The sequence below is a fragment of the Streptomyces sp. 7N604 genome, assembly GCF_052245475.1.
Lineage (GTDB): Bacteria > Actinomycetota > Actinomycetes > Streptomycetales > Streptomycetaceae > Streptomyces.
Map to the genome: position 1 here is coordinate 1 of NZ_JBQQBX010000017.1, position 18,567 is coordinate 18,567.

Below are 18,567 nucleotides of genomic sequence, written 5' to 3' on the forward strand. Positions count from 1 at the left end.
CCCGGGAGCGCGTCATCGACGCGCGAGCTGAGAATCTCGGCGGCCTGGGTGTGTACCTGGAACAGCAGATCGTCGGGCAGCTGCTCCAGGTCGATGGGCAGCTCACGGCCGCGGATCGGGCCGTCGATCTCCTCCGGAGTGTTGAGGTCGACCTGCACCATGGCCGAGAGCTGGTCGGCGCGGGTCACCTCGTAGACGCAGGCGATACTGCCGGGATCACGGTGGCTGGCCAGGGCGCGGCGGGCGGCGTCCTGGGGGCTGGAGGCGGACAGTTGTATGCACCAGGTGACTTCGTACTCGCCTTGGCCCGCCGGGGCGGGGAGCGCTACGGGCTGCCAGTCCTGGCCGGGCAGGCGGGAGACCACGGTCAGGTGCGGGCGGCCGTCGGCAAAGGATTCAGCGGCCTCACGGTCGGCCGCCAGAACCAGGGTGGAGGTGGCCGCGCTGACGGCCCACTGACGGCGAGCATCGTCGTGCGGGCCGGTGACGATGGACGCGTCGCGCGGGCCGGGTGCGGGTACGGGTGCGGGCGACGGTGCGGGGACGCCGGTGTCGGTGCGAGCCGTCACGGTCGGCCGGCGGTGGAAGTGGGTGGTCATGGCAGGGTGACCCTTCAGCAGTCGTCGTGGTGGGTGCCGGGCATGCGGAACCTGGCTGGCACGAACGGTGGAAGGGCGGGCGGTTAGCCCCGCAACCGCAGGCCCACGCACGGTGGTTGCCGGGGGTCGCCGCAGACGGCCCCTGCCCCTCGCGCGCGGCTGTGTGCCGGGCACGAGGGGCAGGAACGGTGCGGGTCAGGCGGCTGGGAGGGGCTCGCTGGAATACCCGGGGTGCCGAACTGCTGGCTTCGTTCCGGGTCAGGCGGCAACGACCAGGCCGGCACGGAGTCCCTCGAGGCGGCCCAGGTACAGGGCGGTGGTGGACTTGCCGACGTACCCGGCCATCGCCGTGCCCCGTGGCGGCTTCCGCAAGGGCCCCTGCTCGGCTTCCAGAGCGGCGGCACGCCGGATGATCTCGCGCATCGACAGCCCCTTCTTGAAGTCGGCTCCGACCTGGATTTCGACCGCCGCGTACTCGGCGGCCTTCTTCGGGATCCGCCGCGCGGCGAGCACCAGGTCACCCACGCATCCCAGGACACAGAACATGCAGCTCAAACGCTGGTTACCCCAGTCGTACGCCTCGTGGTACGGCAGGCCGGACCGGGCGATCTCCCGCCACACCTCGGCGTCGCTCCAGCCGTGGATCGGCCGCCACGTCGTAACGTGCCGCTTCCCATTGCTCGCCGAACGGTCGATCTCCACCGGGGCCAGCTCAGCCCGCTGCTCGCTCTCCGCGGCCCGCTGCCCCAGGCAGTTCAGGATCCGCACCGGCCGCCCCAGGTGCGCCAGTTCGTTCGCCAGACGCGTGAACAGTGTCCAGATCGGGGTCCGCTTCAGGTCCGACGTGCACCAGCGCGCCGAGCTCGACGGCCACGCCGGGGGGACCTTCGCCGTGGCCGGGTCGCGGCCCTCCTCGCGGGCCTTGTCCTCCGCCTTCGCCTTGAGCTTGAAGAACCGCTCCACCACTCGTTCGAGGAGGTCACCGCCCTTGGCGCGCACGACCTCGAACCGGCGAACGCCCGACAGCCGCGCCTGCTCCTCGGCCAGCTTCTTCACGCCCTCCCACTCGATATCGTCCAGGTCCGCGTGCACCACGACGACCTTGTCGAGCATCCCCAGGGCCCTGGCGCGGCGGACCACGGAAGACAGCATCGCCTGACTGTCCTTGCGTACGAGCTGTTCAGCACAATCCGGTCTGCTTGGCGAATCAGCTCGTCGGGGACGGTCGTCGACGGCTCGTACGGCACGGACGGGTGGATACGCCGGACACGCTTCTTCTTCCGCACCGGTGCGGGGTCGTCGGGGAAGAGGGTGAGCTGATCAGTAGCCATGGAGGGGTCCTCACAAAGGGGTGTCGAACGGACGGAGGGCGGAGGGCGGTCGACGGCGGCCAGCCCGGGGTGCGGGGCACGGGAGGCCTTCAAACAGGCCGTGGGGTGCTCCGGGAGCCGGGAACGGCAAGCGGCGGAATTGGGCATGGGGTGCCCGGCGGCCGGGCCGTCGCCGCGTGCAATGACCGTGCGCGGGCAAGGGCTTAGGGCCGCAAGGCGGCTCCCCGGGGCGCGCAGTCCCGGGGGGGGCGGCTCGGGGCATGACAGGCACGGTGCGGCCCCGCACCGCACCCAGAACGGGGGCGGTGCGGGGCCGCATGGTTACTTGAAAAAGGGAAGGGACAGCTGGCCGGGGCATCCACGCCGAAGAGCTCGGAGTCGTGCGAGGTATTCGGGGGTGATGGCCGCACCATGCGGTGACGGCGGGAGTGGTGCAGGTCAGGCGGCTGCCGGGGCTCGCTCGAATGCCGGAGTGCCGAACTGCCTAGCTTCGTTCTGAGTCATCGAGGGGTCGATAACGGCGGGCACCGAGTAGATGGCGTGCCACCTCTCACTGGCGCGGCCGCCGGGTACGTCCTGGCCGTCGACGTCGAACACCAGGCGCCGCATGCCGTCGGTGTCGGCGGCGATCACCCCGCCGGTGCGCTGCTGCCAGGTGAACGCGGCGGCGTCATCACGCGGGCTGGCGTACTTTTGCCACGTGCGGCCGTGGCGGTCGGCGAGGGACACCATCCACGCCACCAGGGCGGCGGAGTCGGCGGCGTAGGTGCCGGTGGCGAAGTCGCGGAGGTCTTCCTCGTAGGGAGGCTGCTCGTTTTGCATCCAGTGGCCTTGCAGGGAGCCGTGTTCGCCGATCGGGTGGAGGTTGGAGCACTCCGTCCCGTAGAGATCGGTTCCGGCCCAGGTCACTTCCGACTGGTCGGCGAAGGTGTAGCGGGCGTGGGTTCCGGCGGAGTCGCACCACGCTTCGCAGGCGATGCCCTCGGCCGCCAGCCGTAGGTACACCGACCGGGCCACGGTCTGGGAGGGGATGATCTCCGAATGCGTGTCGACCGGGACCGTCCAGCACTCCCGGCCGGTGTAACGGAACAGTTCTTCGCCGGTCGCGCCGTTGTACTCCACCCACGGCCGGGGGTCGCGGGGATTGCGTGGCTGGTAGGCCACCGGTGTTCCCCCGCTGTGACCCGCCACGATCCGCAACATGGGCTCTTCTCCTCGATGGGCCAGATACGCCTCGTACGCGTTCGTGCGGGCGGTCAGCAGTTCTCGGGTGTAGGTCCTGCGCTTGGGCATGACGGTGTGCCTTTCGCGTTCGTCGACTGGGAGGCGCGGGCCACGTGATGCGGCCCCCGGGCAGGCACGAACGGTGGCGGCACAGCCGGTTAGGACCGCAAGCAACAGGGCGGGCAGCACCGACGGCCCGCACCGGGCCGGGGTGCGGGCCGTACGAGGGGGTGCGGGCGGGCGCAGGAGCCCTGGGGTGACCAGGTGTCAGGCAGCGTCCAGGGGGGCCAGGCTCCGTCGCCGGCAGCGCCTGGTTGCTCGTGCGTGGTCGGCAGACGCGCCGGAAGTGGCTGGTGCGGTGGCCGGTTCGGTGAGGTGGCGGCGGTCGGCGGCGGCGAGGATCCGTGCCGTCTCGTTGGGGTCGGCCTCGTCGGCGGGATCGAACCAGTAGTAGTGGGCGATTCCGGCGGCGAGCCGGTGGACCTGCTCCCACGGGGCCAACCCCACCTCGGCCTCGGCGACGCTGTTCGGCGGAGCCAGGAGCATGTCGATCACGACGTCGAAGGCTGCGGACCGGAAGTCCCGTGCGAGCAGGCGGCGTTGGGACTGGGGGACGCCGGCGAGATGACGGCGTGCGGCTGAGTGGCGCTCCCAGCGGCCGTAGAGGCGGGCGGCTTCGGTGGCCCGGGTCTCGGCCTTGTCAAGAACGCGCGGCAGCGCGGACAGAAAGCGCGAGACGTTCCGGGGCGTCCCGCGTACATCAAGAGTGCGGGCGGCCCCGGGTGCTGCATGTACCTGGACGCCGTAGAGCGATGCGAAGCGCTCGGCGGCACGGGCCCGGGCGGTGGCCTCGGCCGGGCTGCCGGGGAACTCCACACTGCCCTGCGCGCGACAAGGGCGGAGGATGAGGACGCGGGAACACTTGGCGTAGCGGGCACGCTTGTTCGCGGCCTTGGCGTCTTCAGCGTTCTGGCGGGCAGCAGCGGACCGCTCGAGCTCGTCGATGAGGTTCGGGGTGCTCGATGGCCGGTGAGCAGGGGACGGTGGCACCTGGGCCGTGTGGCTTGGGCGGTAGATGTCCGCGAGCCGGCCGAGCTGCTCGCCGATGCCGCGCGATCCTTCCAGCGGCGCGGTCAGGTCTGGCCACACGGTGCGGCTGGCTTCGACGTACGCGCGAGGACCAAGGACGGTCGCCTCCGCGCCGATAACGCCGAGGTCGATGGCCTGCTGACGAAGCTGCCCACTGGTCACCGACCCCTCGTCGCCCATGCGCAGGTCGTACGGGGTGATGGGGTCCTCCAGAGCGAGAAGCCCATGGAGAGCGGACAGGATGAACACGCGGCCAGTGCGGCCGCCGTGCGTGAGCGCGTCGGCGGCGCGGCGAAGGGCCAGGTGGTAGCTGCCGGTGTACATCTGCCCTGCTGGGATGGGCTGTTTAGAGGTGCTCTTGCGTCCACCGCAGGCCACGATGACCACGCGTGGGCGGAGTGTCGGCGCGCGCATGTGGGTTCAGCTCCAGGAGGTCGATGGCTCGGTGCGGGGCCAGCTGGCCCGACTCCGGGTGGCACACGGTGTTGATGACGACTGCTAGCTGCGCAAGTGCCGCGTGCGGGTTAGCGCAGCAACCGGCCGATGGCGGCCGGGGTGCGGGACGCGGTCATGGGGCGGCCCCAGCACCGCGCACGGAGCGGGTGCCAGGGGCCGGGGGGCCGAGCCCCGGGCCACCGAAGCCGCCCGCCTCTACGGTTTGCGCGGGGCGGGGCGGTGGTGGTCAGGCGGGAGGGCGACCCGGGGCGCGGCGTGCGCCCCGGGCCGGGGGCATCAGGGCTGTTCGCGGCGCAGCGTCACGCGGTGCGCTTCCTCGCGGCCCTGGTCGTACAGCTCGATCAGCCCGTCGGGGAACGACGTGGTGACGCTCTGCCGGTACTCGGCGGCGCCGAGCGCGTACGCGGCCTGCCCGGCGGTGTGCGGCACGCCGTCCTCGCCCCACACGGCCCACGGCCACATACCACCGACCAGGTACCGGCCGTGCACGTCCGGCACCACGACGACGACGCGCCCCAACGCGTCGTACTCCTCGGTCCACTGGAGCGTCAGGGTGCCGTCGGCGGAGAACGCGTAACTCATGCACAAGTCGTCCCGGGCGACGTCAGCAGCGACCTGCGCGGCGGTCTCCCGGGTGAACAGGTGCGAGCTGTCGTCTTGCCACAGGCGCGTGACGGGCAGTCCGACGTACGGGCCGAGTCCGGTCCCCGCGATGGTGAACAGCTGGATGCTCAGGGGCGTTCCGTCGGCGTGCGTGGCGGGCGGCGTGGGCGGGATAGTGGGCATGACGTCGGTTCCTTCCGGGCAGCGGGGAAAGGGGCAAAGAGCGGCCCGGCCTCCGGCAGGCATGACCGGGCGGGTGCGGACCAACCGTGGAGCGCGGCGGTGCAAGGGCCGCAACAAGCCACCCACCGACGGACACAGGGGCCGGTACGGCGGGACAGGCGCCGGGCAGGAAGCGGGGAAACGCAGTAACGGCCCGCCCCCGGGGCGCGGGGCGGACCGGTCGGCCGAAAGGGGGTGCGGGCGGTGGGTCAGGTTTGCGGCTTGGTGCCGCGCTTGTGCCTGGCGCGCTCACGGCGCAGCATCAGCAGCACAACCCAGGTCAAGGCGGCGAAGAAAACGACGTACCCGGCCTGTTCTTGCAGGAAGCACCACACAGTCGCCAGAGTGAAGGCCCCGGCCAGGATCGCCAGTGTTTCCGTAGCGGACAGCAGGCCGAGCCACCGCAGCAACACAGGCACGACCGCCGGAGGCGGGCATGGAACGGCCCCCACCACCACAAGGGCGGCAGGGGCCGGGGCCGGGCAGGCGGGGCGCGGCTGGTGGCGGGGTCGGCCCCCGACTCCCGTACTGGTGAGGGATGTCGGGGGGCCGGGGGCGGACAGGCTGATGGCCCGCCCCGGGGTCGGGGCGGGGGGAGGTTGTCAGGCCTTGGGCGTGGGGTTGCGGCGGGTTTGGTGGCTGAAGTGGCGCCACATCAGCGCGTACAGCACTGTGACGGCGGCAAGGGTGAGGACATCGGACAGGGGGCGGGACACGGAGGCCACCAGGGTGCCGAGAGAGGACGCTGTCGTGAGAACGGTCAGGGCGGTCTCTCTTGACAGTTGGCGCAGGACCCAGCCGAGCACGGCCCCGGTGGACACTCCGACAGTCACGGCGAGCAGCAGGTTGCTCCAGAACGTCACAACAACTCCTTGAGGAAGCGAAGAGGGTTGAGGACCGGCCCATGCGGGGGTTCCCTTCCGCGGTGGCGGTACGGCCGGAGCGTGGCCCACCGGCCGGCTAGAGGGGCAAGCCCCTTCCCGGCGGGGTGCGTGGCCGGGGCGGGGCGGCCGGGCGGCGGGCGCGGCAACAGCCCCCGGCCCGCGCGTAGCGGGGGCTGGGGGCTGCGGGGGTCGGGTCAGGCGGCCTGTGCTCCTGGGCGGGCGGCGAGCTCGGTGGCCATCGCCCGCCGGATGACCGCCTCCGCCAGGACCGGCGGCATCGCGTTGCCGATCTGCTCGTACTGCTTGGTCCGGGTGCCCTGGAAGGGGTGGCCGGGCGGGAAGGTCTGGAGGGCTGCCGCGTCGGCGACGGACACCCGGATCACGTCCTTGCGGCCGCCGCGGTAGGCGGGCAGCTCATCGGCGTCCACCAGCCGGGTGTCGGCGATCCAGCGGCCCGCGTCACGCTCCCCGTACAGGGTGGCGCGGCTTCCGGAGCCGCCGACGCAGGAGGGGTCCGGGCCCCCGGCTGCGGTGCCGACCGCGACGGTGAGCGCGGGACGGTGCGTCATCCCCCAGCCGAGCGCCTGGGCCATCGACACCCAGGGCAGCAGATCCCGGTTGCCGTCGTCCTGGTCGGTGGTGCGGCTGTAGCGGCGGTGGGTGGGCGTAGGCAGTGCCGCCTCGTCGTGGCGTCGGGCGACGAGTACGGCGCGGGCGCGGGTCTGCGGGACGCCGTACTCCTCCGCGTGCAGACGGCCCGTGGCCACGGTGTAGCCCTCGCATCGCAGGATGTTCGCCATCGCGTCCCACACGGGCAGCACGGTGGGCACCTGTTCCAGCATCACGGTGCGGTAGGGGTGTCCGGCATCGAGGGCCGCGAGGGTCCAGCGCAAGGGTTCCAGGACCAGGCCGGTGCCTTCGTCGTCCAGGGTGGCCAGGCCGGAACGGATGTCCTTGCGTGCGGCCAGTTGGGCGGCGAAGTGCAGGACCGTGTCCAGGGCGCGGCGTCCGGCGCCTTTGCCGCCGATGGAGTACGGCTGGCACGGGGGTGAGCCGATCAGGTCCGTGGCGGTGGGAAAGTCGGCGGGACTGTAGGCGCGGACGTCGCCCTGGACGGTGTCGAGTCCGGCAGCGCGGCGGGACGCGCAAGCGGAAGGGTCGTGCTCGATCCCGGTGACGGTAAAGCCGAGTTGGGTCGCGGCGACATCCCAGCCTCCCGGGCCTCCGAACAAATCAACTATGTCGACCCGATCGACGTGGGCTTCCTCTGACATGAGGGGGTTCTCGCTTCCTGGTATCACCGGGAAGCGCGAACCCCCGGCGGGAATGGACCAGGAGAGAAAGCCACATGCAGGGTTAAGCACCGCAAACACCCCAACACCAGGCATCCCACGCCCACTTCACCCGACAGCGGCACCCTTAGACCTGCAACCCCAGGGCGGCGGTCGGCGGGTGTCGCCGGGGCGGCGCATGGGGCTTCGCCGGGGCGCGGCGTGCGGTGGCGGGTACGCGAATGGCCCGCTCCGGTCACCTGGCCGGAGCGGGCCCTAGCTGGTCAGTGGCTGAGTGGCGTCGGGAAGGTGACTCGATACAGGGCGGTGGACTTCTCGTCCGGGACGAGCTCCCAGCCGGACGCGTTGATGTCCTCGGGGACGGCGGCTTCGTCCATGGCCATGCGCAGCACCTCGTCGGCCCAGCCGAGCGTCTCGGTGTCGAAGGGGCCGGTGTCGTCGGCTGTGTCGAGCTCGCTGTTCCCGGCGAACACCGCGCACACGCGGGCGAGGTCGGTGAGGTCGACCAGGGCGGACGTCGCCTCGGGTGCCAGGGTGCGGAGGAGCTGGCCGACCTTGACGCCCGCGGTGCCCAGCGGCGCCTTCGGCTGGCTGTCGCGGGTGAGGCCGCACGGGCACTGGGTCTCGTGCCAGTCGAAGTCGTTGCCGCAGGCGCACCACCAGGAGGCGAAGTGCCATGTCCACTCCCAACCGCCGATCGAGTACAGGCCCTCAGCGTCGGGGCTGACGATGGTGGCGGCCGTATCGCTGCCTTCGTCCAGGTACTGCCAGCGGATGTGTACGACGACCACGCGGCGGGCGCCTCGGCCGGTGACCTTGCGCTTGCGGGCTGCCTTGCGGGCCTGCGGGGTGGCGGGGGTGATCGAGGCGTTCGCGCCTCGGCTGAGGCCCCGCCAGGGGACGTGCACGGCGACGGCCTGGATCTCCTCTGCTTCTTCTTCCTCGTCGTGGTGGCGGCTGGGGCCGCCCTCGATGACGTGGACGGTGTCCTGGCTGTCCGCGCGGCCCTCGATGACGTGGATGGTGTCGACGCAGTCGTAGCCGTCCTCGTCGGCGAGGCGGAGGGTCTGAGCGGACAGGTCCCGGACCGCGTCCAGGGCGAAGTGGGGGCTCAGCCAGCCGTTCCACCGGTTGGCCGGGTCCAGCGTGCAGTCGAACGGGCCGAGCATGTCGTCGATGCAGACGCGGGTGATGATCGTCTTGCGGGTAGGGTTCACGGGTTTTTCTCTCCGTTCGCGTGGATCGCCCCGAGGTCCGCGCCCCAGCCCGGCACAACTGGCTGGGTGGGGTCGGCGGCTTCGCTGCCGGGGCGGGGGTTGGGGCCGCTTCCTGGCGGCGGGTGCCGGTCGCCGCCGTGCACCCAGAGGGCTCGTGCGGGGCGTTCCGGCTGACCAGACGGTGCGGCTCGGCGGGTGCCGGTCGCCGCAGGGCACCAAGGGGGTTGGTGCGGGGCGGTTCGGCTGGCCACACGGTGCGGCCCGGCGGGGTTAGGCCCGCAACCCCGGCGGGCGAGCGGGAGGGCGCGGGGAGTTGGGTCTGGAGCAGCTGCGGTCGGACGCGGAGCGGCAGGCGCACGGCCGCCGCCCCCGGCCGGTGGGCGCGGGGGCGGCGGGGGCGTGGGTGTTCTCCCGGGGGTGGGTCAGCGGGGCAGGACGGCCTTGACGCGCCGGGCGAGCCAGGCTGCGACGTTGACGGGGACTGCGTTGCCGACCTGGAGGCGCTGGTCGTCCTCCTCCCCGGCGAAGATGTGGTCGTCGGGGAAGCCCTGCGCCCGGGCCTTCTCTCGGTTGGTGAGCGGCCGGTACTCGCACTCGTCGATGCTCAGATCCGCGGTCGGGCGTACGAGGTAGTGGTGACCGCCGCCCTTCGCGGTGAGCGTGCCGATCGGCTCATCCAGGGAGCTGGCCGAGCAGTTGTTGCGCAGGGTGACGATGAACGGCTTGCCGCGGTACTTCTCCAGGCCGATGGCGACCCGGGCGCGGGTGGCCTCCACGTACGGGACGTAGCCGCCCGTGAAGTGGTCGAAGTAGCCGTCGCCGAACCTGTCTCCGCGCACGCTCGGGTCGATGACGTTGCCGATGCCTCGGGTGATCGGCTCAACTTCGGCTCGGCAGCGTGGGTTGGGGCACACGTAGTAGTACTGGCGCCTCTTGCGGCCGTACTCGCCGACCGGGAAGTCGGGGTTCTTCTTCCAGTGCTGGACGCCTTCGACCGGGCCGCAGGTGGGGCACATGGCGTCGCAGGTCGGCCGGAGGTCGGGCAGGCCGTTCGCCTTCGCGATGTCGTTGCGGAGGAAGCACCAGACCACCCTGTCCCGGGACTGCGGGAGCGGGGGGATCCCCTCGACCTTGAGGTGTGCGGCGTTCACCGACGCGATGACTGGGGCGTAGCCGAGGGCTTCCCAGACGACGAGCCATGCCTTGAACAGCGGGGAGGTGCCGAACTGGGCGACGTTCTCGCCGACGTAGGCCATGGGGCGGTGGACCTCGGCGTAGCGGACGGGCTCCCACATAGTGATGCGGGTTTGCGGCCAGTCCGGGCCGGGCTTCGGGCGGCCGTTCTCGTCCAGTTCCACGGCCTTGCGTGGGGCGGCCTTGCCGCCCGCCGGGGATGCCTCAGTGCAGATCGGCGACGCGACCAGTACCTGGGCGGAGGGCACGCAGCGCATGTCGATGGCCTGCACATCGGCAGGGCTCACGAAGAGGCCGGGCCAGTTGATGCGCGCCGTTTCCACCGAGGCGGGGTGGTGGTTCGCGGCGTACAGGGACAGGAATCCGGCGTCGGTGAAGCCACGCATGTCACCGCAGCCGCCGGTGAAGAAGTGCACCGATGTTGGGCCGTTGAACAGGGCCGTCATCGCAGCATTCCCCTTCCAGGAGCAGGGAGTTGGAGTGCGCGGCCAGGGGTTTGGCCGGGCGGTGACGGCACACTCAGGGTTGGCACGGCAAGCCCCACAACCTCCCACCAGCGCGGACGGCCGACGGCCGGACGGAACGACCGGCGGCAGCTCGGCGGCCGACAACCGGCAGGGACGGGGATGCCTCGGACAGGTGGCCTAAGTCCGGCGTGTTCACGTGCCCCGCCACCACACGGTGGCGGGGCACGTGAACGGTCGCCCCCCATGGGCGACGGGGTCTCAGTGGTGCGACGAAGTGGAAGGGAGGTTGGAGATCAGGACAGGTCGCTCACCTGGGCAAGGGCGATTTCCTCGCGGCGCCCGTTGGTGTGCTGGAGCCGCACAACGGCCATGCCCTTGTCGTTGCGCAAGGTGCTGGTGAGGCGGCCGCTGCCGCTTTCAGTGGTGACCTGGGTCGGGGAGGTGGGGCAGAACTCCCAGGGGGTGGTGGGGATCTCGTCGAGCCAGCCGTCTGCCGCCAGGGAGACGTGCTCGTAGTACGCGGCGAGGCCGTCGACCTTCGGGCAGGAGCAGCGGACGTGGACGATGCAGGTGCCGGTGTCCGTGTAGCCGATGCGGACGGGCGGGACCGGTTCGAGCCCAAGGACGTGGACGCGGTTGTGCTCGACCTGCCGTGCGTGGGCGCGGCGGCGCTCGGCCAGAGCGGACAGGGCGCCGCGGATGGCAGTGTCCCGGTCGGGGGCGGCAGCTCCGAGCGGGCGACGGCGACCGTCGACGTCGTAGACGGTGAACTCGGCCTCGCCGGTGTCCGGCCCGGTGGTGCGCACGACCGCGTAGTAGACGACAGCCGCGAAGGTGATGTGGTCCGGCAGGGCGCCCGGGAAGCTGTCGGGCACGGTGAAGAACTGTCCGTCGTGGCCGAGGAGCTCGCGGACCGTCTCTTGGGTGACGGAGCGGGGTCGGCGCCGGGTCGTGGCAAGGCGGGGGAGGTCTCCGGCATTCAGGTCGGGTGTGCTCATGGTGGGGTGTCCCCATCTCGTGGCGGCCCTGCGTCTGCGCGGGGCGAGAGGGACGGTGTCGATCGCGCCGTATCCGAACTCCGCCACGGCGGCTTGGGTGTTCTCCGCGATCCGGCGCACGGTCTCCAACGTGAAGTACGGCTTGACGTACCCCTCCGCGTGCCGCTCGCCGGGGTCAACGAACGCCGGGTATGCGTCCTTGTCGTTGTTGCTGACCAGCAGTTCGAGCATGGTTAGTCCTTTCGCTCTCGGGTCGGGGCGTCAGCCGGCATCCGGCGGCCCGAGGGGGTGTGGTGGACTGCGGGGCCGGGGTGGCCTGTGGTGAGGAGAAAGGACCGTAGGAGGGTAGGGAGTTACGGCCGCAAGCCCGGCCCAGATGGGTCAACACGCGGTAGCTGGGGAGTTGAGCAGCGCGGGGCGGGCGGCGACGCATGGCGGCGGGCGGCGGGCAGTGGGCGGCGGGAGCGCGGACTGGCGAGCGACACCACGGCCAGGCACGGGCTCGGCAACTCTCCCCCACCCGAGAGGCCACGGCACTGGGGCGAGGCGTCAGGACGGCGGCGGGTGCGGCGCCGGGACGGCACGGCGGCCGGTAGGTGAACGGCGGCCAGCAGGGCACCAGGCCGCCAGGCGTCAGCTGGGAAGCGTCGAGGTCGGCGCCCGGGGCACGCATGGCCCATCGCTTAGCGGGACCCGTCCGGCATCGACACGGCGGTGCGCGTGGAAGGCGGGGCGATGGCTCTTCGTGAGGGCGTATCAGCGGCCGGGCTGATCCTGGCAGGGCCCGCCGAGGGCGGCAGCTCGGTGGCGCTCCCAGAGGTTGACGCTGTCGGGGATCTTGATATGCGCGGCTACCGGCGGGACCGGGCGCGCAGCTTGGACATCCAGCCCGGCAGCCAAGTCATGATGGTCACCGTCGCGGCCAGGCTGCCGATGGTCACCAAGAAGGCCCCCGGATAGAGGTGGTTCACCCAGCATGGCTGCCACTCGTCGACGCAGAGGCGCGAGGAGCTCCTTCCGGGGATCGTGCGGGAGACGGCCAACGCGGTCACCACGGCCAGCGCCGCACACACGATGCCGGCCACGGCCCATCGGGGCGAGTGCCTGCTCCCGTCCGAGTTGACCCGGCGGAAGGAGCGCTTGGCGGCCGTGAACGTGATCGGGAGCAGCACGCCGACGGTGACGCCGAATCCGACGCCGGTCGCTGGCCAGTACGCGGCCAGATCCCACAACTCGTCACCGAGCCACAGCGACAGTGGAAAGAATCCGATGAGGGCTACGAGCCCGGCGGCCTGCTTGGCATTCTTCTTCTGGCTGGTACTGCGCGTCGAACGGTTCATCAGCGGACCTCTCTGTGGTCTTGCACGTGCGGCCCGTGGATTCGGGGGACGCTGGTGAGGGCGACCCAGCGGATCCCCCCACCCGCGCGGCCCCGGCCCGCAACGGACCCGGCTCGTGGAAGACCTCCGGGAGCCTGTCGGCCAGGTCTCGGCGCAGACGCCGACCTCTGCGGTAGCGCGAGAGCCGCAGCATGTTCCCCATCAGCACCGGATCCGGGACACCGGCGCACACGAACTCCCCAACGCCAGGGCCGGTTCTGCATACGCCCCCGCGAGCTCTCCCACTGCCACCCCTGACGACCCAGCACGTCGTGCCACTCATACTCCGGCGGCACAAACCTAATGATCATCAAGGTTCGCTGGCAATGCTCAAGGTCGATGGCGCAGGACAAACACGCGGCGGCCGCCCGGCCCGCTGACCCGCCCCGTGCATTCCCTCACCCCACGAGCCGCATTTCGTCGGTTCCCCCACCGGGGGGGCAGGGCACGAGCTGCAAGTTGAATTCGTCGCCCTCGACAGAACGAAAGGACCACATCACGGGGGCCTCCCTTGCAGCACCTTCCCGGTGCGTTCTGTCAATGCCTCCAATCTTCAGCGGAGCTGCCCCGGCATGAAGCCCGCCTTGATCACAGCGCTGCCCACGGCCTTGTCGTGGAGGCATTGCCGGTAGGGCGCATCCCACAGGCACCACAAGGGATTCAGCAGGCCCCCGAAAGGCACGAATCCCAACACGATGTGGACCGCCCAACGCCCCATCGAGGCGCTCATGGTCAGGCTGCGGCCGTCACGGATGCGGGTGACGCGAAGCCCCATAGCGTGTTTGCCGAGTGTGCAGCCATAGCGGGCCGTTGTCACAGGCTCGTAGACGAGCACCGCGATGGCGCCCAGGATGGCGACGATCGCGATGGTGGCCTGGTAGGGGATGGCGTCGGGGCCTACCTTCTGGACGATCGCTGCGAGGAGGCCGATGGCAGCCCACCCCGCGACCATCAAGATGCCGTCCAAAAGGCGCGCAACGAGGCGTCGAAGCGGGTTAGGTACGGCCTCTTGGGGTGGGCCCTCCAGCGATGACGCCGGGTATTGCGTCAGCGGGGACCGGGGGTCGATGGAGTACGGCGGGGGCTGGCTCATCTCGGTGTCCTTGGAGAGACGGGGGCGGGGGTGCAGCGCCCGGGCATGGCAGTACTGTGCGTGCTGACACCGCGCCGAGAGGCGGCCGGGAGAGCCGATGCTGCACGGTCCCGGCCAGGCTCGGTGAGCTGTCGGGTCGCTCGTTCCACCCCCCTGGGATGTTCCCGCCAGGCAAACCCGATCGGGTCCACTGTGGCGGGACAAAGCGCCGGGCCGCCGTCGTCCCAACAGGCCCGCGCGGGTGTCCGCACCGCCCCACCGGAGGCCCCTGTCGGGGCGCGGCGGGTTAGCGCAGCGACCGGCCGACGGGGCGGGTGTGGGTCGGCAGGGCAACGCCGGGGAGAGTGCCGGGGCGGGGTGCCGTAAGAGAGTTGGGGTGTCAGACGTCGGGGTGGCAGGTGCGGCCGGGCGGACACAGGTGGATGTCGCATTCCGGGTCGTCGCCGCGCTCGGCCTGCACGTACGCGATGGCCGCCGCCTTCATGTTCTGGTTGGCGTACCAAGCGCCCGAGTGGTGGTAGCGGCGCTGCTGCTGGTTCATGCCCCGCGCCCACTCGACGGTGGACACGAACGAGTCCAGGGCGGACGCCACATGCCCGTAGCGCCACACTTCGGCCTCGGAGCGGACAGAGCGCTGGATGTGCTCGGGCCAGTCGGCCAGAGCGGCGGGGTTCTTCTGCTCTTCGGTCAGTCGCATGCGCGGGTGTCCTCTCGGGTGCGCTTTGGATCATCGGTCGCCGTGCGGTGCTGCTCGGCGGCCCACACGGTGGCGACGTCGGCGGCTAGGGCGGCAACCACGCGGGGCAGGGGTGGGCAGGCCCCCGGGGGGCCGGGCCGAAGCAGCAGCGGGGAGGGGGTGTGCCTGCTACTCCGGCCCGGCAGGAACGACCGTAGGAAACGCCCGAGTTAGCAATGCAACACCCGAGAGAGACAGTCGGCCGAGTACCCGAGGGCAGCGGGAAACGGGTGCGGCCCCGCCCCCTGGGGTGCAGAGGGCGGGGCCGCAAGGGTGTGGTACCCGGGGTCAGGTCAGGTCGCTCCAGGTTTCGGCGTTGGTAGGCAGAAGCTGGTAAGACTCGTCGCTCTCGTCATGGTGATCGGCACCGTCGTTCTCGAGGCCATCCCCGTCGGGATTCACGTGGATGATCCGCTCGGTGTCGGCGGACGACGGGGTGTCCTCGGTCGGCTCGAATCCCCGGAGTAGCCGGGCGTACCGCTTGCTGCCGGTGTGGTGCCTGATCATGGCCCACATGCCCGCTTCGGGGGTGGCGGCGCGGCCGATCTCCTGGTGTCCCTCACGCACGGAGTAGGTGCCGTCGTCGCGCTGCTGGAGGTATCCGACACCCGACCCTGCTCCCCGGGTGTCTAGGTCGACGAGGTAGCCGTCTGTTGTTTTCAGGAGGCTGTAGAGGACTCCGGGATCAGGGATGAGGGAGGGACACAGTGTCGCATTCAGCTCCACCTTGGTTCGGGTGGATGCGCGTCGGGTGCCCTCACACGGGCACCCGTTGGTCACGCAGCAAGCACACAGCGACAGCTCGAGGGCGGCGGCGTTGTCCGTGGCGGTGTGGGGGTTGGCGCGGCCGGCGGGCCTGCTGCGCGCCGACTGGACCGCGGGCGCAAACCAGTAGAGGAACTCGGCGGCCAGCTGGTCGCTGGTGAAGCCGGGAACGCTGTTGGTGTCGGGGCCGGGGAAGTCGGCAGTCCAACCGGCGCCGGTCGACTCCCACACCGTGCCGAGAAACTCCCTCTCCGCCTGGGGCTGGGGCCGGGGATTGTCAGGGGTGTCGAGGTAGACCCAGAGCCGGGTGGGGTTGTCCGGATCGGGTTCGAAGGTGAACGCGGGCATACCGGTCCTTTCAGCTGCTTGAAAAAGGGGCGGGGCGCACCGCCGCCCCGGGACGTGGCCGCCCCCCAGGGGGGTGCGGGTGGCGGGCCGCTACTTGGCGGCGGGCGTGGGAGCGGCCTCGCAGATGATCCTTTCGGTCTTCTCGTGGCCATACTGTGCGACCAGGTAGGCCACCTGCCGGTCCAAACCGTGGTTGTTGATGTTGTCGGCGGCCTGGCGTCCTGCCTCGTCATACAGGACGTCGGCCGCCGTCTCGTCGTCGACGGCCCCGGTGCTGTTGCACGCGTCGCTGGCGTAGCGCCCGGCCGCGTCGTGGACGGCCTCGTCGAGGTCGGCCGGGGCGACGTGGAGAGATGTGGCCAGGGACGCGAGGCGGGCGGCGTGGGCGGCACCCTGGGGGTTCACGACGGCTTCCGCCTCGATGTCGATGGCGTGTTCGGGGCTTTCGGGGATGGGCATCGGGTTGTTCATGTCCGGGACCGTGGCGGAGGCGGCGGATAGCGCCGCAAGGGCACCCGGGCCGGGGCGAAGACGCGACGGGCCCGCCCGGCCGCGAGGCGGCGAGGTGGCGGGGCGGGCCCTGGGGTGGTGCGAAAAGGAGAGCCGGGCGTGGCAGCCCAGGGCCGGACTGCTCGGGCTGCCGCTCGCTCCCCTCGGGGCTCCTACTCGGCGGTGGACAGATCGACGGGGCGCAGGAGAGCCGTCGGGTAGACGGTCCAGCCGGTGTATTGGCCCTGGTCGATCAGATCGTCGAACTCGTCCCAGGTCAGCTCCGCCTCGCCCGCGTCACCGTTGTACTCGTCCTCGACATGCCGGATTTCGGCGTACCCGCGGGCGGTGTCACGGTCGGTGCAGGGAACCCCGCCCGGATCCTCTGCGCGGCCCACCATCCATACGGTCTGCTGCTCACTCATCCCGGCCTCCTCGATACCGACACTCAACAACGGGGCTATCGCCAGAACCGGGCCGCAAAGGGGCCGGGGCAAGCACCCACGGCCAACCCCGCCCGGTCCTGGCGCGACGCACCATCACCGCCGGGCCACCAAGGCACACAACCGGCTTGGACTTGGCCCTCCGCGCCGTTGACGCCCTGATCGGGCCCGCGCCCCGATAGAGCGCGGGCCCGGGCGCCCGGGACGGGGGTCAGCGTGGGAGGCGGGTGCCGAACTCGGCGGCAAGCGCGGACCTGTTCAGCCGCCGCCAGGCCCAGCCGACGCAGGGGCGAGTGAACGCCTCGTCGTGGTGGAACTCCACGAACCCGACCTGTTTCACGCGCGGCAATCCTGCACGGCGAAGAGCTGCTCGGCGTCCTCGACCCGGCGGCGCAGTGTCTCGTGCGCGCACCGCACGCAGCGCACACCCAGCCCAGGCGCGGCGAGCCCGGCCGGGGGTCACGGTACGGCGGACTTTCCCGTCCGCGCAGCGAGCAGCAGTAACGCCCGGCCAGCGAGATACGCCGCATCGGGGCCGGATGCGGTGAAGCGCTGACACAGCCAGCGCCCCGCCTGCTTCCTTCAGGCAGGGCGCCACCTGCGCCGCCTGCGTGCGGGACTCCGCGGCGCGTTCTCCAGAACGTGACAGGTCAGGCTATGGAGGCGGCGTAGCTGTCGTGATTCCCACCTGCGTGGTGCGTGCGACCGAATATCCCTGTCCTGGTGCTCACTGCTCTGCGGTGGTGGGGACGGGGCCGGCATACTCACATGCGGGCACATGCCGGGGAGTGCATCGCTGGCTGCGGAAGCTCTCTGCACACTCCTCAGAGGGGCAGGCGGCCACCTCCTCGGCGTGCCGAGCGACCGCGTGCCGGGCCGCCAACCGAGCATTGTGGGCCATGGCGGCACCGATCGCATCGCCGATGGTCGGGTAGTACTCGGGCATGGTCAGTTCTCCTGCGTGACGAGATACAGCAGAGGGGTACCGCCGACGCCTCCGGCGGGGTGACGTCCCAGCCTTCGGCTTCGAGGGCGTACCGGATCCCATCTACACCGAGCCCGCTGCGGCGCAAGTGGACGTGGACGCGCCCCCCTCCGGGCCCCCGGGGTGGCAGGCTCCACCCGGTCCACGAGGCCGCGCCGATCGGCGCCCGCGAGGACGCCGATCACGGCGGTCAGGGTCGGCATCGTCAGTTCTCCTTCTTCATGGCCTTGAGGCAGCCGCCGCAGGTGACCCCCGCATCGTCGTCGAGCCAGTGATTATCGGCCATCATGTCGATGACGTAGTCGCACGCGGTCTCTACGCCCCCGCTAATGGTCAGCTCGCGTGCGGCGTGCACGCTCCGCCCGCGGTACAACCGCACACGCATCGGATAGTCGGTCCGGGTCGGCATGATCGCACTCCTCACTGCTCGGTGGTGCGGGCGGCGTTGATGATAGCGAGGCAGTCGGTGCACCAGCGCTCGCCCGGCCGGTCGAGATCGAGGGGGACATCCTGATTCGGTCCCGGCAGGACGATGCCCTCCACGCTGCTGCACGCAAGCGCGTGGAAGTCGCACTCGCCGTGGCACTGTTCAGGCTGCACGGGCTTGTGCCAGACCACGACTTCTGTCCAGTCGCTCTCATGCACGCGCTCCGGGGTAGCAAGCATGGTCAGTTCTTCTCCTTCTTCATGGCCTTGAGGCGCTGTCCGGGCCCGGTGTCGCCGACCCTATTCGGGACGGGCGCAAGTCCGGCA

20 protein-coding genes are annotated in these 18,567 nt (G+C 71.0%); all 20 read right to left on the reverse strand.

Annotated elements, in window-relative coordinates; translation table 11 throughout:
* Positions 1 to 599, reverse strand: a 599-nt coding sequence (locus ACTWP8_RS19500; protein WP_443323420.1) for a hypothetical protein, incomplete at its 3' end; no start/stop codon positions are given.
* A 258-nt stretch (positions 600 to 857) separates the two neighbouring features.
* On the reverse strand, positions 858 to 1,751 hold the full coding sequence (locus tag ACTWP8_RS19505; protein WP_443323421.1) for a phosphoadenosine phosphosulfate reductase domain-containing protein: 894 nt from the start codon (positions 1,749 to 1,751) through the stop codon (positions 858 to 860).
* A gap of 617 nt (positions 1,752 to 2,368) precedes the next feature.
* Positions 2,369 to 3,223 carry a hypothetical protein gene (locus ACTWP8_RS19510; protein ID WP_443323422.1) on the reverse strand — a complete coding sequence of 285 codons (855 nt, stop codon included), beginning with the start codon at positions 3,221 to 3,223 and terminating at the stop codon, positions 2,369 to 2,371.
* A gap of 198 nt (positions 3,224 to 3,421) precedes the next feature.
* The gene (locus ACTWP8_RS19515; protein WP_443323423.1) at positions 3,422 to 4,657 is read right to left on the reverse strand and encodes a DUF6884 domain-containing protein; all 1,236 of its coding nucleotides are present in this window, start codon (positions 4,655 to 4,657) and stop codon (positions 3,422 to 3,424) included.
* A gap of 318 nt (positions 4,658 to 4,975) precedes the next feature.
* The gene (locus ACTWP8_RS19520; RefSeq protein WP_443323424.1) at positions 4,976 to 5,485 is read right to left on the reverse strand and encodes a hypothetical protein; all 510 of its coding nucleotides are present in this window, start codon (positions 5,483 to 5,485) and stop codon (positions 4,976 to 4,978) included.
* Between the two features lie 248 nt (positions 5,486 to 5,733).
* On the reverse strand, positions 5,734 to 5,943 hold the full coding sequence (locus ACTWP8_RS19525; RefSeq protein WP_443323425.1) for a hypothetical protein: 210 nt from the start codon (positions 5,941 to 5,943) through the stop codon (positions 5,734 to 5,736).
* A gap of 183 nt (positions 5,944 to 6,126) precedes the next feature.
* Positions 6,127 to 6,387: a hypothetical protein gene (locus ACTWP8_RS19530; RefSeq protein WP_443323426.1), complete on the reverse strand. Its 261-nt coding sequence runs from the start codon at positions 6,385 to 6,387 to the stop codon at positions 6,127 to 6,129.
* A gap of 215 nt (positions 6,388 to 6,602) precedes the next feature.
* Positions 6,603 to 7,682 (reverse strand): DNA cytosine methyltransferase, encoded by a 1,080-nt coding sequence (locus tag ACTWP8_RS19535; protein ID WP_443323427.1) that lies wholly within the window; start codon positions 7,680 to 7,682, stop codon positions 6,603 to 6,605.
* A gap of 281 nt (positions 7,683 to 7,963) precedes the next feature.
* Positions 7,964 to 8,917 (reverse strand): hypothetical protein, encoded by a 954-nt coding sequence (locus ACTWP8_RS19540; protein ID WP_443323428.1) that lies wholly within the window; start codon positions 8,915 to 8,917, stop codon positions 7,964 to 7,966.
* A 422-nt stretch (positions 8,918 to 9,339) separates the two neighbouring features.
* Complete coding sequence (locus ACTWP8_RS19545; RefSeq protein ID WP_443323429.1) at positions 9,340 to 10,557, reverse strand: DNA cytosine methyltransferase; 1,218 nt, start codon at positions 10,555 to 10,557, stop codon at positions 9,340 to 9,342.
* Between the two features lie 314 nt (positions 10,558 to 10,871).
* Positions 10,872 to 11,807 carry a hypothetical protein gene (locus tag ACTWP8_RS19550; protein ID WP_443323430.1) on the reverse strand — a complete coding sequence of 312 codons (936 nt, stop codon included), beginning with the start codon at positions 11,805 to 11,807 and terminating at the stop codon, positions 10,872 to 10,874.
* Between the two features lie 620 nt (positions 11,808 to 12,427).
* Positions 12,428 to 12,916, reverse strand: a complete 489-nt coding sequence (locus tag ACTWP8_RS19555) for a hypothetical protein (protein ID WP_443323431.1) — start codon at positions 12,914 to 12,916, stop codon at positions 12,428 to 12,430.
* A 592-nt stretch (positions 12,917 to 13,508) separates the two neighbouring features.
* On the reverse strand, positions 13,509 to 14,048 hold the full coding sequence (locus ACTWP8_RS19560; RefSeq protein WP_443323432.1) for an RDD family protein: 540 nt from the start codon (positions 14,046 to 14,048) through the stop codon (positions 13,509 to 13,511).
* Between the two features lie 379 nt (positions 14,049 to 14,427).
* The gene (locus ACTWP8_RS19565; protein ID WP_443323433.1) at positions 14,428 to 14,745 is read right to left on the reverse strand and encodes a hypothetical protein; all 318 of its coding nucleotides are present in this window, start codon (positions 14,743 to 14,745) and stop codon (positions 14,428 to 14,430) included.
* Between the two features lie 327 nt (positions 14,746 to 15,072).
* Positions 15,073 to 15,897, reverse strand: coding sequence for a hypothetical protein (locus tag ACTWP8_RS19570; RefSeq protein WP_443323434.1), 825 nt, complete (start codon positions 15,895 to 15,897; stop codon positions 15,073 to 15,075).
* A gap of 90 nt (positions 15,898 to 15,987) precedes the next feature.
* Entirely contained in the window at positions 15,988 to 16,368 is a 381-nt protein-coding gene (locus ACTWP8_RS19575) for a hypothetical protein (protein WP_443323435.1), read from the reverse strand.
* Positions 16,369 to 16,559: 191 nt separating this feature from the next.
* Positions 16,560 to 16,811 carry a hypothetical protein gene (locus ACTWP8_RS19580; protein ID WP_443323436.1) on the reverse strand — a complete coding sequence of 84 codons (252 nt, stop codon included), beginning with the start codon at positions 16,809 to 16,811 and terminating at the stop codon, positions 16,560 to 16,562.
* 229 nt (positions 16,812 to 17,040) lie between these two features.
* Positions 17,041 to 17,169 carry a hypothetical protein gene (locus ACTWP8_RS19585; protein WP_443323437.1) on the reverse strand — a complete coding sequence of 43 codons (129 nt, stop codon included), beginning with the start codon at positions 17,167 to 17,169 and terminating at the stop codon, positions 17,041 to 17,043.
* 850 nt (positions 17,170 to 18,019) lie between these two features.
* The gene (locus tag ACTWP8_RS19590; RefSeq protein ID WP_443323438.1) at positions 18,020 to 18,223 is read right to left on the reverse strand and encodes a hypothetical protein; all 204 of its coding nucleotides are present in this window, start codon (positions 18,221 to 18,223) and stop codon (positions 18,020 to 18,022) included.
* 11 nt (positions 18,224 to 18,234) lie between these two features.
* On the reverse strand, positions 18,235 to 18,480 hold the full coding sequence (locus tag ACTWP8_RS19595) for a hypothetical protein (protein WP_443323439.1): 246 nt from the start codon (positions 18,478 to 18,480) through the stop codon (positions 18,235 to 18,237).
* Positions 18,481 to 18,567: the final 87 nt, after the last annotated feature.